At 72.6% G+C, this 13166-nt stretch carries 9 protein-coding genes; 2 read left to right on the top strand and 7 right to left on the bottom strand.

Going from position 1 to position 13166, the window contains the following annotated elements; translation table 11 throughout:
• The first annotated feature begins 116 nt into the window (after positions 1–116).
• Positions 117–2288 carry a hypothetical protein gene (locus tag AC3IF1_RS07255; RefSeq protein ID WP_489216858.1) on the top strand — a complete coding sequence of 724 codons (2172 nt, stop codon included), beginning with the start codon at positions 117–119 and terminating at the stop codon, positions 2286–2288.
• A 53-nt stretch (positions 2289–2341) separates the two neighbouring features.
• Here the strand turns inward: AC3IF1_RS07255 and AC3IF1_RS07250 are convergent, their stop codons facing one another.
• A complete protein-coding gene (locus AC3IF1_RS07250) occupies positions 2342–2788 on the bottom strand; it encodes a DMT family transporter (RefSeq protein WP_489216856.1) in 447 nt (148 codons plus the stop codon).
• Between the two features lie 99 nt (positions 2789–2887).
• On the opposite strand from AC3IF1_RS07250, the gene AC3IF1_RS07245 reads away from it, so the two are divergent.
• Complete coding sequence (locus tag AC3IF1_RS07245) at positions 2888–3775, top strand: LysR family transcriptional regulator (RefSeq protein ID WP_489216854.1); 888 nt, start codon at positions 2888–2890, stop codon at positions 3773–3775.
• A gap of 11 nt (positions 3776–3786) precedes the next feature.
• On the opposite strand, the gene AC3IF1_RS07240 is transcribed toward AC3IF1_RS07245, so the two are convergent.
• From AC3IF1_RS07240 to infB, 6 genes are all read right to left on the bottom strand, one after another.
• Positions 3787–4386 (bottom strand): biliverdin-producing heme oxygenase, encoded by a 600-nt coding sequence (locus AC3IF1_RS07240; RefSeq protein ID WP_489216852.1) that lies wholly within the window; start codon positions 4384–4386, stop codon positions 3787–3789.
• A complete protein-coding gene (locus AC3IF1_RS07235) occupies positions 4383–7001 on the bottom strand; it encodes a histidine kinase dimerization/phosphoacceptor domain -containing protein (protein WP_489216850.1) in 2619 nt (872 codons plus the stop codon). Before AC3IF1_RS07235 ends, AC3IF1_RS07240 begins: the two co-directional genes overlap by 4 nt.
• A 75-nt stretch (positions 7002–7076) precedes the next feature.
• The gene (locus AC3IF1_RS07230; RefSeq protein WP_489220340.1) at positions 7077–8471 is read right to left on the bottom strand and encodes a dihydrolipoyl dehydrogenase; all 1395 of its coding nucleotides are present in this window, start codon (positions 8469–8471) and stop codon (positions 7077–7079) included.
• 102 nt (positions 8472–8573) lie between these two features.
• A complete protein-coding gene (gene truB, locus AC3IF1_RS07225; protein WP_489216848.1) occupies positions 8574–9590 on the bottom strand; it encodes a tRNA pseudouridine(55) synthase TruB in 1017 nt (338 codons plus the stop codon).
• 66 nt (positions 9591–9656) lie between these two features.
• A complete protein-coding gene (gene rbfA, locus AC3IF1_RS07220; RefSeq protein WP_243973622.1) occupies positions 9657–10082 on the bottom strand; it encodes a 30S ribosome-binding factor RbfA in 426 nt (141 codons plus the stop codon).
• Positions 10083–10187: 105 nt separating this feature from the next.
• Complete coding sequence (infB, locus tag AC3IF1_RS07215; RefSeq protein WP_489216846.1) at positions 10188–13130, bottom strand: translation initiation factor IF-2; 2943 nt, start codon at positions 13128–13130, stop codon at positions 10188–10190.
• Positions 13131–13166 lie beyond the last annotated feature (36 nt).

The raw sequence follows: 13166 nt of genomic DNA, 5'->3' as shown, positions 1-13166 counted from the left end.
TAACGGGGGGCCGACGGCGAACGAAGGGCGGCAGGGCGGAGGGAGATTGCGATGACGCCGTCTGCGGTCCGACTGAAGCGGCGACCTGCGGTGCCCGCGATCAGGATACGGCCGCGATGAGCGTGGGACGGGTGACCGCGCCGGGCGCACGGCGGCGCCTGGTGCGTCGGGCAGCCTTCAGGCTCCTTCGCGGGGTCTCGTACACGGTGCGCATCACCGCCCGGATGGCCGGCGCGCTCGTCCTCTCGGCGCTCGGGATCCTGTTCCTGAACTACGTCGTGCTCTCGACCGACAAGGCGCACGCCTATCGCAACCTCGACCCGAGCCTCGCCGAATGCCGCGACGGGCTTGCGAAGGGCTGGACGATCCTGGCCGATACCGGGCGCGAGACCCTGCGGGCGACGATGCCGTCCGACGGGGACGGCTGGGTCGATGCCAGCAACGATGAGGACGCGGTGATCGCGGCGGATGCGGGTTGGGCCACGCGGCTGCGCTGCGCCCTGCAGCGCCACGTCGTCCGGGCCCGCGATCCCGGCGGGCGGGACCTCGCCTACCACCTCGGCTTCATCGAGTTCCAAGAAGACGGCGAACCCTACGCACTGGTCTCGCGCGAGGGGGCGAGCGACACGGCCATCGACAGCGCGATGCTGCGCCACGCCATGGACAACGAGATGCGCGCCAAGGGCGTGCCTGCCACGATGGTCAAGCCGGTCATCACCCAGCTCGACGCCCTGAAGACGCATCTCTCGACCGGTTCGCACTACGTGATCGCCTTCGTTCACGGCTGGCGGCACGACGCGCGGATCGGCGACGGCAACGTGGCGGACCTGCGCCTCTACGCGGCCCACGCCGCCCGTTTCCTCGCGCAGCGCTGCCCGAGCGACCCGAGCGTCTGCGACATGGACGTCACGGCAATCTATATCGGCTGGCGCGGGGCGCGGGTCGACGAGCGCGGCCTGCGGCTCCGGTTCGGCGACGCGATCGGCGGCTTCTTCGGCAACCTGTCGGCCGGTGCCACCCTGTTCGACCGGAAGCCCGTGAGCGAGGCGATCGCGCCCGCGGCGATCTCGGCACTCCGCACGATCGAGACCACGCTCAGCGCGCCGGGCGCACACAACAAGCTGATCGTCGCGGGACACAGCCTCGGCGGCAACATGCTCGCGAGCGGGCTCAAGGACGACCTGGTCAAGGCGGTGCGCCGCCATCGGTTCGGCGACACGCTCCCGCCGGTGCTCGGCAATCTCGTGGTCCTGATCAACCCGGCCTCCGAGGCGAGCAAGTGGACCGCGATTCAGCGCGAGGTCTGGATGAAGCTCGCCGACCATGCCGACGCGCATACGCCGGCCTCCGAGGTCGTGCGCGACGACGGGTACTTCCCGGCCGACCAGCGGCCGGTCCTGATGTCGGTGACCGCGGCTCTCGCCTTCCCGGCCGGCGGGCTGAGGCCCGGGGATTGCGCGTGGATCGGCCTCGATGCCGAGGATCGCTTCGCCGCGGCCCGTCGAAAGATCCGGAGCCGGCTCGCCGCCACCGACAGCATGTTCGATGCGGGCGTCGACTACGATTGGGCGACGCACGACCTGTTTCCGACCTTCAAGTTCGATTTCCGGCCGGCCGCCAGCTTCCTCGACCGAGTGGCGGCGCGGTTCGAGGGCCGTCAGCCCCGCGGCGAGAGCTGCACCCCGCCGCCGCCCGTCGACCTGCTGGCGGGATTGCTGACGCTGCCGCTCCGCACCCTGTCGCTGCTGGCCGCGACCTTCCCGTTCCAGAACAGCGCCCGGGAGGATTCGCACACCATCGGCAACCTCGACCCGCCGCGGCCAGCGGCCGGCGTGCTCGCCGATGCCCAGCCGTCGGCCGCCCCCTTCGGCACGACCCACGAGCTGCTCGGACTCGATGCTCCGGGCCTCGAACGGCACCACCCCTACGCGACGCTGGCCGACGCCGCCATCGACTGCCCGCGCTCCGATCACTGGCTGACCCGGGCCCGGCTGGCGCGTGCCGACCGGCGCGGCAACTTCTGGGACAGCACCGACCTCGCGCCCGGCGGGTCCGGCGAGAACGGACCGGCCGCCCGCTTCCTACACGGCCTGCAACTGACCGGCCTTGCACCGATTACCCGTCCCAACGACCCGTTCTGGAACGTCCGGGCTTTCGACAACGCCCTCTCGCGCCACGACGGCTACCGGCTGTCGTCGTTCATCTGCGCCCTGAATCAGCTCGTCATGGACGACATCACCGATGCACCGTCGTCGATGAGCGATCACCGGGATACGCAGATCCCGTAGGGCTTCCGTTGAACGTCCGGATTTCCAGCCTGGGCCCCGAACCGGCCCCTCCCCTACCGTCGGATCAGCACGACGCCGCCGATCAGCAGCCCGATCCCGGCGAGGCGCGGCAGGTCGATGGGCCGCTGCGCGAGGCCGAGCAGGCCGACGTGGTCGAACACCACCGAGGCGAGCATCTGGCCCGTCACCAGGAGGGCGAAGAAGGTCGCCGCCCCGAGCTTCGGGACGAGCAGGATGGCGAGCCCGATGAACAGGGCGCCGAACAGGCCGCCGCTCCAGGTCCACCACGGGATGCGCCCCGCCGCGCTCGCCGCCGGCAGGGGATCGCGCAGGGCGGCGGCCAGGAGCGTCATGCAGGCGAGGCCGACGAAGTAGCTGGCAAACCCAGCCCAGGCCGTCGAGGCGAGCCCCGCGCGCAGGTTCGCGTTCAGGATCTGCTGCACCACGAGGCCGGCGCCCGCCAGCACGGCGAGGAGGGCGGAGAGCGCGAGGGCGAGCATGGGCGGGCCTGTTGTCGAAGTGAAACCGGGCTGTGATTGACAGCCCCTCCGCGTCATGCCGTCAAATGCCGCCCTTTCTTGACTCCATGCAGGATCGGCATGACCAACCCGGCCCATCTCGATCTGTTTCGCGCCGTGATCCGGCATGGCGGCATGACGCGGGCCGCGGAGGCGCTGGGCGTCGGGCAGCCGCATGTCAGCCGCGCCATTGCGCAGTTGGAGGCCGATCTCGGTTTCCCGCTCTTCGTCCGCGGCCACGGTAGCGCGGTCCCGACCCAGGAGGGCGAGGCCTTCGCCCACGAGGTCGCGCAAACCTTCGCCGGCCTCGACCATCTGCGCCACGCCGCCCGCCGGATCCGGGACCGGGGCACCGGCGCCCTGCGCGTGGCCTGCCAGCCGTCCCTGGCCGCCCGGCTCCTGCCCCGGGCGCTCCGGCGGCTCGATGCGGAATGCCCGGGCCTGCGGGTCTCGGTCCATGTGCCGAGCCCCGACACGATCTGGTCCTGGGCAGCGTCGGGCCAGTGCGACCTCGGCCTGGCGCGGCCGCGATCCGGCTATACGGGGGTGACCGCGGAGCCGTTCCTGACCGTGGCGGCCGTCTGCGCGCTGCCGCGGCGCCATCCCCTCGCCCGCAGGCGGGTCGTCACCGCGGCAGATCTCGCCGAAATCCCGCTGATCTCCGCGGGATCGAGCCCCGTCCAGGCGGCCACGGAGGCGGCCTTCGCGGAGGCCGGCGTGAGCCCGCGCTTCGTCCTCATGGCGGAATACACCGCCGCGCGCTGCGGGCTCGTGGCCGAGGGTCTCGGCGCCGCCCTCGTCGATCCCGTCCCGGCGCGCGACATGACCGGTCTGGCGATCGTCCTGCGCCCGTTCCAGCCCGGCATCCCGATCGAGACGCACCTGCTGTACCCGGGCGGGCGGCCGCCGGGCCGCCTCGCCGGGCGGCTGATCGCCCATCTGAAGGCGGAGCGGGACGCGCTGGGCTGAGCCCGCGCGGGTCAGTCCGCTGCCGGCGCGGTGCAGAGCCAGTCCCGCATGGCCGCGAAGGTCGCCACCGCCGCCGCGGTGAGGGTGGCTTCCGCGACGGGATCCGCGGCGAAATCCTCCAGCCGCAGCCGGAAGGCGCCCCACATCGCGCCGGCCCGGGGGCCGTGGGCCCGGTAATAGGCGAGCCCCGTCTCGCTGAAGCCGTGCAGCCCCGCGATGTGCCGACCGATCAGTTGTCCGCCCAGGGTCGAGCCCTCGAGCACGTAGAGTGCCCCCATCGCCGCCGCAGGACCGTCGAGAATGACGGGCGCGGGCCGCGGCAGAGCCGCGACCGTCGCCGGCGTGAAGCCGAGATGGTCGAGATCCGCGACCAGCAGGGCGAGGCGCCGCCGGGGCCCGAGGAACGGCTCGTCGGAGAGCTGCGCCCCGATCGCCGCTTCCCAGACGGCATGGAAGCCGTGGAGCCGGGCCAGAAGATCGCGGTAGCCCGCGCGGCTCGCGACCCGCGCCCGCCAGTCGAGCCCCGCCTCCAGCGCTTGGTGCGCCGGATCGGTGGCCATGCGCAGGCGGGCATGCAGGCCGTCGCGGCGCGTCGGAGTGACGGCGGTCACGCGGTGATCGTGAAACAGGCGCCCGGCGTGTTGGCGACGTCGAGCCGGGCGTTGATCTGGTCGAGCATCGCCCGGATCAGCTTCATCCCCAGGCCGGTGCCCCGGCTGCCGCGGGCCTTGGCGTCGGCCCAGTCGTCCGGCAGGCCGGCGCCGTCGTCGCAGACCCGGAGCTGCACCTCGCCGGGGCCGGAGGCCGAGACGGTGACCTCGACGCGGCCGCCGCCGGCCGGGTTGGCGGCGTATTTGAAGGCGTTGGTGACGAGTTCCGTGGCGATCAGCGAGAGCGCCACGGCCTTGCGGTAAGGCACCATCAGGCCGGGCTCGGCGGTGAGGTCGACGGCGTGGCCCTCCCCGGCCAGCTCGGCCAGATCGTTGCACAGGCTCTCGAGAGTCTGTCCGAGATCGACCTCGTCCACGCGTTCGGCCTGGTAGAGGCTGTCGTGGACCCGCGCGACGCTCATCACCCGGGCCGAGGTGTCGGCGAAGGCCTGACGGGCTTCGCCGTCGGCGATCTGCCGACGCTGCATCTGCAGGAAGGCCGAGACGATCTGCAGGGAGTTCTTGACCCGGTGGTCGATCTCCCGCGTGAGCAGGTCCTTCTGCTCCAGCAGGCGCTCCTTCTCGGCCAGCAGGCTCGTCAGCTCGTCGATCTTGCGGCGCTGGCGCAGCACGACGCCCTCCACCGCCTCCGCCAGGGAGGCCGCGAGCTGGGTCTGCCATTCGGCCCAGGGGGTGGCGAAGCCGGTGCGCTCCTCGACCCAGCGCTCGAAGGAGCGCCGCGGCAGCACCGCCACGGGGCCGCTGCCGGCCAGCACGGGCTTGCGCGGATCGCCGCCCCAGGTGACCGTGCTGGGCACCTCCGGGCGGAACCACAGGAGCAGGGTCTCGCGCGACTGGTCCACGAAGGCGGCGAGCACCCCGCTGGCGCTCTCGCGGTGCGGGGCGGCCTCCGGGTACTCGGCGGTGAAGCAATTGCTGCTGTAACTGAACTCGCCCTCCGGGATGCGTGCCCGCAGCCAGGCGGCAATCGCCGTCACCCTGTCCGGCGGAGGCGTGCGGCCGATCAGCGTGACCCGCTCCCCCGCGACGATGCCGGCGCCGGTGGCGCTGAACAGGTCGAGCAGCGTGGTGTCCCCGGCGGTCAGCGCCGCCACGAAATCGTCGGAGCGGGTCAGCCCGCGCACGAGCCGGCCCTCGACGTCGAGATGCGCCTGCCGCTCGGCCCAGAGCCTGCGGGATTCGATCTCCTGCACCCGCATGGCGAAGGCGTCCGTCAGCACGGTCGCGGCCGAGCGGGTCTCCGGGGTGACGTAGTGCGGGCGGCGATGGTGGCCGATCATCAGGCCCCAGAGGCGGTCCTCGACCATGATCGAGATCGACATGGAGCCGTTCACGCCGAGATTGCGCTGGTACTCCAGGTGGATCGGCGACAGCGTCCGGTGCTGGGCGAAGGTCAGGTCGATCGGGCCGTTGCCGGCGCCCGGCGCGGCCACCAGCCCCACCGGGACGCTGTCGCGATCGATCACGAAGCGGCTCTTGGCCTTGGTGTAGAGCGCGCGCGCCTGGGCGGGGATGTCGGAGGCCGGGAAGCGCAGGCCGAGCAGGCTGCGCGACCAGTCGCCCGCCTTGTCCTCGGCCACCGCCTCGCCGTTCCAATCCGCATCGAAGCGGTAGACCAGCACCGCCTCGAACCCGGTCAGCGCGCGGATCTCCAGGGCCGCGATCCGGGCCGCATCCGCCAGCGTCTCGGCCTCCCGCAGGCGCCCGACCGCGAGTTCGGTATCGACCTGGCTGGCGGTGGCGAAATCGTCGGGCGAATCGGGCTCCTGTTCCAGCTCGACGATCAGCCGTCCGGCATGGGTGTGGGCGACGGCGTAATAGCGCGCGTCGCAGCCCGGGACGGTGAGCCGGGCGCGGACCGAGCGCCCGTCGCTCAGCGTTCCCTCGGCCAGCCGGCTCTTGATCCGCTCGACGAAGGCGGTCGGCAGCACCTCCGCCAGGGGGCGGCCCGCCAGCGGCGGCTCGGCCGGGTCGACGATCTCGGCGATGTTGGCCGAGTGGGCGAACACCAGGAGGGTGCCGATATCGGCCGCGATCATCACCGCATTGGGCTGGATCGAGCCCGGGATGTGGATCGGCTCACGCGCGCACAGGCTGGCATCCACCGGCTCGGCCCGGACCCGGTGCCCGATCGCCGCGAGCACCGCCTCCCGGGGCAGGCCGGCGCCCAGAGTTTCCTGTGGATCGATCGTCAGCCACGTGACCGGAGGCCCGCCCGCGATCGTCCCGTGGCGCATGTGAACCCGGGCCCGCAGGGGCTGCGGCACGCGGCCGAACACGTAGTCGAAGCGCTCGTCCAGAGCGCCGCGGCGGGCGCCGGCGAGGAAGCGCCCCCGGAAACCCGGGACGTTGGCCCCCGGCATCACGTCGCGGAAGTAGTCGCGTCCGAGCACCGCCTCACGGGCAAGTCCTGAGATCGTGCTCGCGCCCTCGCTGAAGGCCACGACCGCGCCCGCCGCATCCAGACCGATGACCCCCTGATCCAGGCGGTCGATCGCGTCGGGCGCGAGCGCGTCGAGGTCGATATCGCTATCGAGCACCGGACCCGGCATCATCAGGAACCAAACCAGCTCATGCTTCGGGTATGGCGGTGAGATCGGGGAAGCGCAATGCTGGGGATTCCGACACGATCAGCACTTGCTTGTCGACTGAACGATCTTCGACATCGCCGTTTTTAATCCCTCTTCAACTGTAGGATGATAAATCGGTCGCTCGACCGCATCCCGGACCGTGAGTCCGTCCGCGACCGCGTCGGCGAGGCGGTGGGCCAGATGCTCCACGGCGGGCCCGAGCATCTCGCCGCCCAGCAACCGCCCGTCCCGATCGGCCCAGACCCGGATGCCACCCCGGTTGTGTCCCTCGACCCGGGCGCGGCCCTGGTCGGAGAAGTCCGTGGCGCCGATGAGGCGATCGCCGGCCTCCGGGGCGTAGGGCGCGCCGATCGCGGCGGCCTGCGGATGGGTGAACACCATGGCGAGGCGCGTCCAGGGCGTGACCGCCTGGACCGGACGCCCCGCGGCCAGGGCGGCGGCGTTGGCCCCGGCGATCCTGCCCTGGCGGCTGGCCTCGTGAAGCACCGGCCGCCAGGCATCGGCGTCCCCCGCGATCAGGATCGGCCCCCCCGGACAGACCAGGGTGCGGTGGTCGAAATCGGGCACGCCGTTCTCGCCGGGACGCAGGCCCGCGGCGGCGAGATCGAGGTCATCAAGATTCGGTGAGCGTCCCGCGGCGGCCAGCACCCGGCTCGCCCGCGTCACCTGTGCGCGCCCGTGGCGATCGGTCCAGTCGAGGCGCACGCCGTCGCCCTCCGGTATGGCGGCCCGCAACCGGGCGCCGAGATGCAGGTCGAGTTCCGCGCCGAAGATCGCGGTGGCCTGGCGGGCGAGGTCCGGCTCGCGCAGGCCAGCCACGGTCTCACCGGCGTCGATCACCGTCACGGCGACGCCCAGCCGCGCCATCGCCTGGGCGATCTCGATCCCGACCGCGCCAGCCCCCAGAACGGCCAGGGAGGGCGGCAGATCGGGAATCTCGAACAGGCTGTCGGTGGTCAGGACGCGGGCGCCTAGACCGCGCAATGGGTCCGGCACGATCGGGCTCGACCCCGTGGCGATGATTGCGGCGCGGAACCGGATGCGCGCGTCCTCCCCGACCAGGAGTGTGCCGCCGTCCGCGAACCGGGCGCTGCCGGCGATCCGGCCGTCCTCGGGCAGCGCGTCCACGCCCTCGAGGACGCCGCCGACGAAACGGTCGCGTTCGGCCCGGACGCGCGCCAGCACAGCGGGTCCGTCCACCGAGACCCCCGACACCCGGATCCCGAACAGGTCGGTGTTGCGCGCGGCATGGGCGGCGGCCCCGGCCGCGATCAGCAGCTTGGAGGGCATGCACCCGACCCGGGCGCAGGTTGTGCCGCCGGGGCCGCGCTCGATCAGGACGGTGCGCGCCCCGGCCGCGGCGGCGGCGCGACGCGCGGCGAGACCGGCCGTCCCGGCCCCGATCACCGCCACGTCGCACGCGAGTTCGCGCATCATTCACCCCGGACCATCCGCCGGGCAAAGCGGCACGGCTCAGGTTCGGTTCCCCCTGCGCGCACGCGTCTCAGACCGGTGGGACCCCGGGGGCCCCGCGCCTCAGGCCCCGCGGCCCGGCGCCGTACCGCCAAGGTGGAACACCCGGTGCGGCACCAGCTCGCCGCGCTCCACGTCGCCTACGGCGACCAGGATCCCCGCGCAGGTGGCGAAGGCCTTCCCCTCCACGGGGGCGTCCCGGCCGCGCAGGATTACCGGCTGGCCACGCATCAGGCGCAGGCCGAGGTCGCGGGAGACCGCGACCTCGGGGATCGCGTCGAGGGCGGTCTCCACCGGGCGGAGATGGGCCAGCGCGGCCTCGGGGGTTCCCTCGGAGAGGCTGGCGACCGAGCAGGAATCCGCCTCGGCGAAGGGCCCGACCCGGGTCCGGCGCAGGGCCGCGACGTGGCCGTAGCAGCCGAGCATCCGGCCGAGATCGCGGGCGAGCGCGCGCACGTAGGTTCCCTTGCCGCATTCCGCCTCGATCACCGTGCGCGCGCCGTCATGCTCCATCACCGCCAAACGGTCGATCTGCACCGGCCGGGCGACCAGCTCCACGATCTCGCCTTCCCGGGCGAGGTCGTAGGCGCGCTCGCCCTGGATCTTGATGGCCGAGTAGCGCGGCGGGACCTGCTCGATCGCCCCGACGAAGGCCGGCAGGGCGGCTTCGACCGCCGCGCGGTCCGGCCGGGCCTCGCTGGTCGCCACGGGGCGCCCCTCGGCGTCGTCGGTGTCGGTCTCGACACCCCATTGCACGGTGAACCGGTAGGCCTTGCGGCCGTCCATGACGAAGGGGACGGTCTTGGTCGCCTCGCCCAACGCGATCGGCAGGATGCCGGAAGCCAGCGGGTCGAGGGTGCCGGCATGGCCGGCCTTCTTGGCGTTGAAGGCGCGCTTCACCACCGCGACCGCGTGGGTCGAGGTCATGCCGACATGCTTGTCGAGGATCACCCAGCCGGACACGTCCTTGCGCTTCGGCCGGTCGGGACGCGGCCCGCGCTGCGGACGGCGCTCCTCCGGGGCCCGGCGCTCGGCGCCCGGCGCGGGCGCCGCGCGCTCGGCCGGCGGCAAATCTTCCATGGAAACCGTCATGTCCGCGTGTCCCCCGGGGTCGATGCCCCGTCCAAGTCCGTCCGGTTCCGGGACTCAATGTCCCGTCCCGGTCTCCGGTTCGTCGTCGGGTGCGGAATCGAGGTCGCGCTGCACGCGCTCGTTCCGCAGCAGCCTGTCGATGCGCGCCGCCTCGTCGAAAGTCTCGTCGCGGCGGAAGCGCAGTTCGGGCGCGAATTTCAGGTTCACCCGCCGCGCCACCTCCTGGCGCAGCACCTTCCGGTGGCGCTCCAGCGCGGCGATCACCGGCGCCTCGTCGAGGCCGCCCAGCGGCATCACGTAGGCGGTGGCGAGCTTCAGGTCCGGCGACATCCGCACCTCCGGCACGGTCACGACATGCGTGCCGAGCACCGGATCCTGGATGTCGCCGCGCTGGAGCACCTCGGCCAGTGCGTGGCGCACGAGTTCGGCCACGCGCTGCTGGCGCTGCGAGGGGCCGGTGGAGGTCGGTTTCTGGGCCATTCTGTCTCGGGCCGGCTTCGCCGGGGCGGCCGGTTCACGTCCTGAAAAAAGAAAAGACGGCCGCGGCAGGTGCCGCGGCCGCCCGGTCCGGATGAGTCCGGGTTCTCAGAGCGTGCGGCGGATCTCCTCGACCCGGTAGCACTCGATGACGTCGCCGGCGCGCATGTTCTCGAAGTTCTCGAAGGCCATGCCGCATTCCTGGCCGGAAGTGACCTCCTTGGCGTCGTCCTTGAACCGCTTGAGCGTCTTCAGCTTGCCCTCGTGGATCACGACGCTGTCGCGGATCAGGCGGACATGGGCGCCCCGCTCCACGATGCCGTCCTGGACGCGGCAACCGGCAACCTTGCCGACCTTCGACACCTCGAAGACCTCCTGGATGGTCGCCTCGCCGAGGCGCTCCTCCCGCAGGGTCGGCGGCAGCATCCCCGACAGCGTGGCTTTGATGTCGTCCACGAGGTCGTAGATGATGTTGTAGTAGCGGATCTCGACGCCCGCCCGCTCGGCGGCCTCGCGGGCCTCCTTGAGGGCGCGCACGTTGAAGCCGATCACCACGGCCTTCGAGGCCTGCGCCAGGGTGATGTCCGATTCGGTGATGCCGCCGACGCCGGACAGGAGGATGCGGGCCGCGACCTCGTCGTTGCCGAGCTTCTCCAGGGCGCCCGAGATCGCCTCGACCGAGCCCTGCACGTCGCCCTTGATGACGACCGGCAGTTCCTTGCGGCCCGCGCCTTCCTTGAGGTCGCGCATCATGTCGACCAGCGAGCGGTTGGCACCGCCGGTGCGGGCATTCTGCCGCTCGCGCTTCTGACGGGCGCGGTACTCGGTGACCTCGCGGGCCCGCGCTTCGCTCGGCACCACGGTCACCCGATCGCCGGCATCGGGGGTGCCGTTGAAGCCCAGCACCTCCACGGGCACGGACGGACCGGCGTATTGGACGTTCTCGCCGAGATCGTCGATCAGGGCGCGCACGCGGCCCCACTCGGCGCCGGCCACGACGATGTCGCCGGTGAACAGGGTGCCGCGCTGGACCAGGATGGTGGCCACCGGGCCGCGCCCACGGTCGAGCTGGGCCTCGATCACCGTGCCTTCGCCGTCGCGCTTCTCGTTGGCGCGCAGGTTCATGATCTCGGCCTGGATCTGGATGCCCTCCAGCAGCTCCGGCAGGCCGTCGCCGGTCTTGGCCGAAACCTCGAATTCCAAGGTCTCGCCGCCCATCGACTCGACCTGGATGTCGTGCTGGAGCAGTTCCGTGCGGACCCGCTGCGGGTTCGCGTCCGGCTTGTCGATCTTGTTGACCGCGATGATCATCGGGACGCCCGCCGCCTTGGCGTGCTGAATGGCCTCGATGGTCTGGGGCATCACGCCGTCATCGGCCGCCACCACGATCACCACGATGTCGGTGACCTTGGCGCCGCGGGCGCGCATCGACGTGAAGGCCGCGTGGCCCGGGGTGTCGATGAAGGTGATCATGTCGCCGGACGGCGACGCGACCTGATAGGCGCCGATGTGCTGGGTGATGCCGCCGGCTTCGCCCTCGACCACGTTGGCCTTGCGGATCGCGTCAAGCAGCGAGGTCTTGCCGTGGTCGACGTGGCCCATGATGGTGACCACCGGCGGACGGGGATCGAGATCCTCCTCCAGATCCGGCTCGTCGGAGGACAGGCCCTCCTCCACGTCGGACTCGGCGACGCGCCGCACCGTGTGGCCGAGCTCCTCGGCGATGAGCTGGGCGGTGTCCGAGTCGATCACGTCGGTGATCTTGTGGATCTGGCCCTGCTTCATCAGCATGCGGATCACGTCCACGGCCCGCTCCGACATGCGGTTGGCGAGTTCCTGGATGGTGATCGTCTCGGGGATCGTCACCTCGCGGGACAGCTTCTCCTTCTGCTCCACGTGGCCGCGGCCGCTCATCCGCTGCTGGCGGCGGCGGAACGAAGCGACCGAACGCGTGCGCTCGTCCTCGCCCGACGTGGCCGTGGCGATGGTCAGGCGACCGCGGTTGCGGTCACCGCCCGGCGACTTCGGCGTCTTGGGCGGCGTGATGATCTTGAGCGGCATGCCGGGACGGCGGATCACCCGCTTGGTCTCGGACTCGTCCTCGTTGGTCTGGGCGCCGCGGCCGGCCGGGCGCGCGGCGGTGGCGGCACCGGCGGGGCGGGCGGCGGTGGCGGGCGTCGCGCTCTTCTCCGGCTCGGGTGCCGGAGCCGGGCGCGCCATGAAGTTGAGGTCGCGGGGCTTGCGCGTGTCGGCCGTGATCGTCTTGCGCGGCTCACCCGTGGAGGGGCGCGGCGTCAGCGGCGGACGCGGGGCGGCCGCCGGAGCGGCGGATGCCGCCGGGCGGGCGCCCTCGGGCCGGCGCGGCGACGCGGCGGCCGGGCGGGGCGGCGCAGCTGCCGGGGCGGGCTGGGCGGGCGCCGGGGCCGGACGGGGGGCTGCTGCGGCGGCGGGCGGCGCCTCCGGGGCCGGTGCCTCGGCGGCCGGAGCCGGAGCCACCGCGGCAGGCGCCGCGGCTGCGGCCTTCGCGGCTTCCTTCGCGGCGTCCTTGGCAGCCTCCTCGGCGGCGCGTGCGGCCTCGGCGGCGGCGGCCTTGCGGGCCTCCTCCTCGCGGCGGCGGGCCTCGGCGGCCTCGCGTTCACGACGGGCCTGCTCCTCGGCCTCCCGGCGGCGCGCCTCGGCCTCGGCCTCGGCGTTGCGGCGGGCCTCGGCCTCCCGGCGCTGCGCGTCGGCGAGGGCTGCCGCGCGGGCCGCGCTCTCCTGCTCGCTCAGCGTGCGCAGCACGACGCCGGAGGCGGAGCGCTGGGCCGGGCGCGGGGCCGGCGCCGTCGGCGCGGGGGTCGCCGGACGGGGCGCCGGGGCGGGCTCGCGGGCAGGGGCGGCCGGCGCCGCGCCGATGACGCGGCGCTTCACCGTCTCGACCACGACCTGCTTGGAGCGGCCATGGGAGAAGCTCTGACGCACCGTTCCCGCCTCGATCGGCCGCTTGAGGGACAGCGGCTTCGGGGAAGTCCTGTTCAGAGTCTTGTCGCCCGGGTTGTTCGTATCGCTCATTCAGCCTGAACCCTGAGGGTTTCCATCGTCCCGTGA

Source organism: Methylobacterium sp. E-012 (assembly GCF_057836545.1).
Note: the sequence above shows the minus strand (reverse complement) of the source record. Positions and strands in the feature narration are given on the sequence as shown.

Bases quoted from the DNA above. Each gene is read 5' to 3' on its own strand.
- AC3IF1_RS07245 (WP_489216854.1), top strand. From the start codon at position 2,888: ATGACCAACCCGGCCCATCTCGATCTGTTTCGCGCCGTGATCCGGCAT.
- AC3IF1_RS07235 (WP_489216850.1), bottom strand. From the start codon at position 7,001: ATGATGCCGGGTCCGGTGCTCGATAGCGATATCGACCTCGACGCGCTC.
- truB (WP_489216848.1), bottom strand. From the start codon at position 9,590: ATGGAAGATTTGCCGCCGGCCGAGCGCGCGGCGCCCGCGCCGGGCGCC.
- AC3IF1_RS07250 (WP_489216856.1), bottom strand. From the start codon at position 2,788: ATGCTCGCCCTCGCGCTCTCCGCCCTCCTCGCCGTGCTGGCGGGCGCC.
- rbfA (WP_243973622.1), bottom strand. From the start codon at position 10,082: ATGGCCCAGAAACCGACCTCCACCGGCCCCTCGCAGCGCCAGCAGCGC.
- AC3IF1_RS07255 (WP_489216858.1), top strand. From the start codon at position 117: ATGAGCGTGGGACGGGTGACCGCGCCGGGCGCACGGCGGCGCCTGGTG.
- infB (WP_489216846.1), bottom strand. From the start codon at position 13,130: ATGAGCGATACGAACAACCCGGGCGACAAGACTCTGAACAGGACTTCC.
- AC3IF1_RS07230 (WP_489220340.1), bottom strand. From the start codon at position 8,471: ATGCGCGAACTCGCGTGCGACGTGGCGGTGATCGGGGCCGGGACGGCC.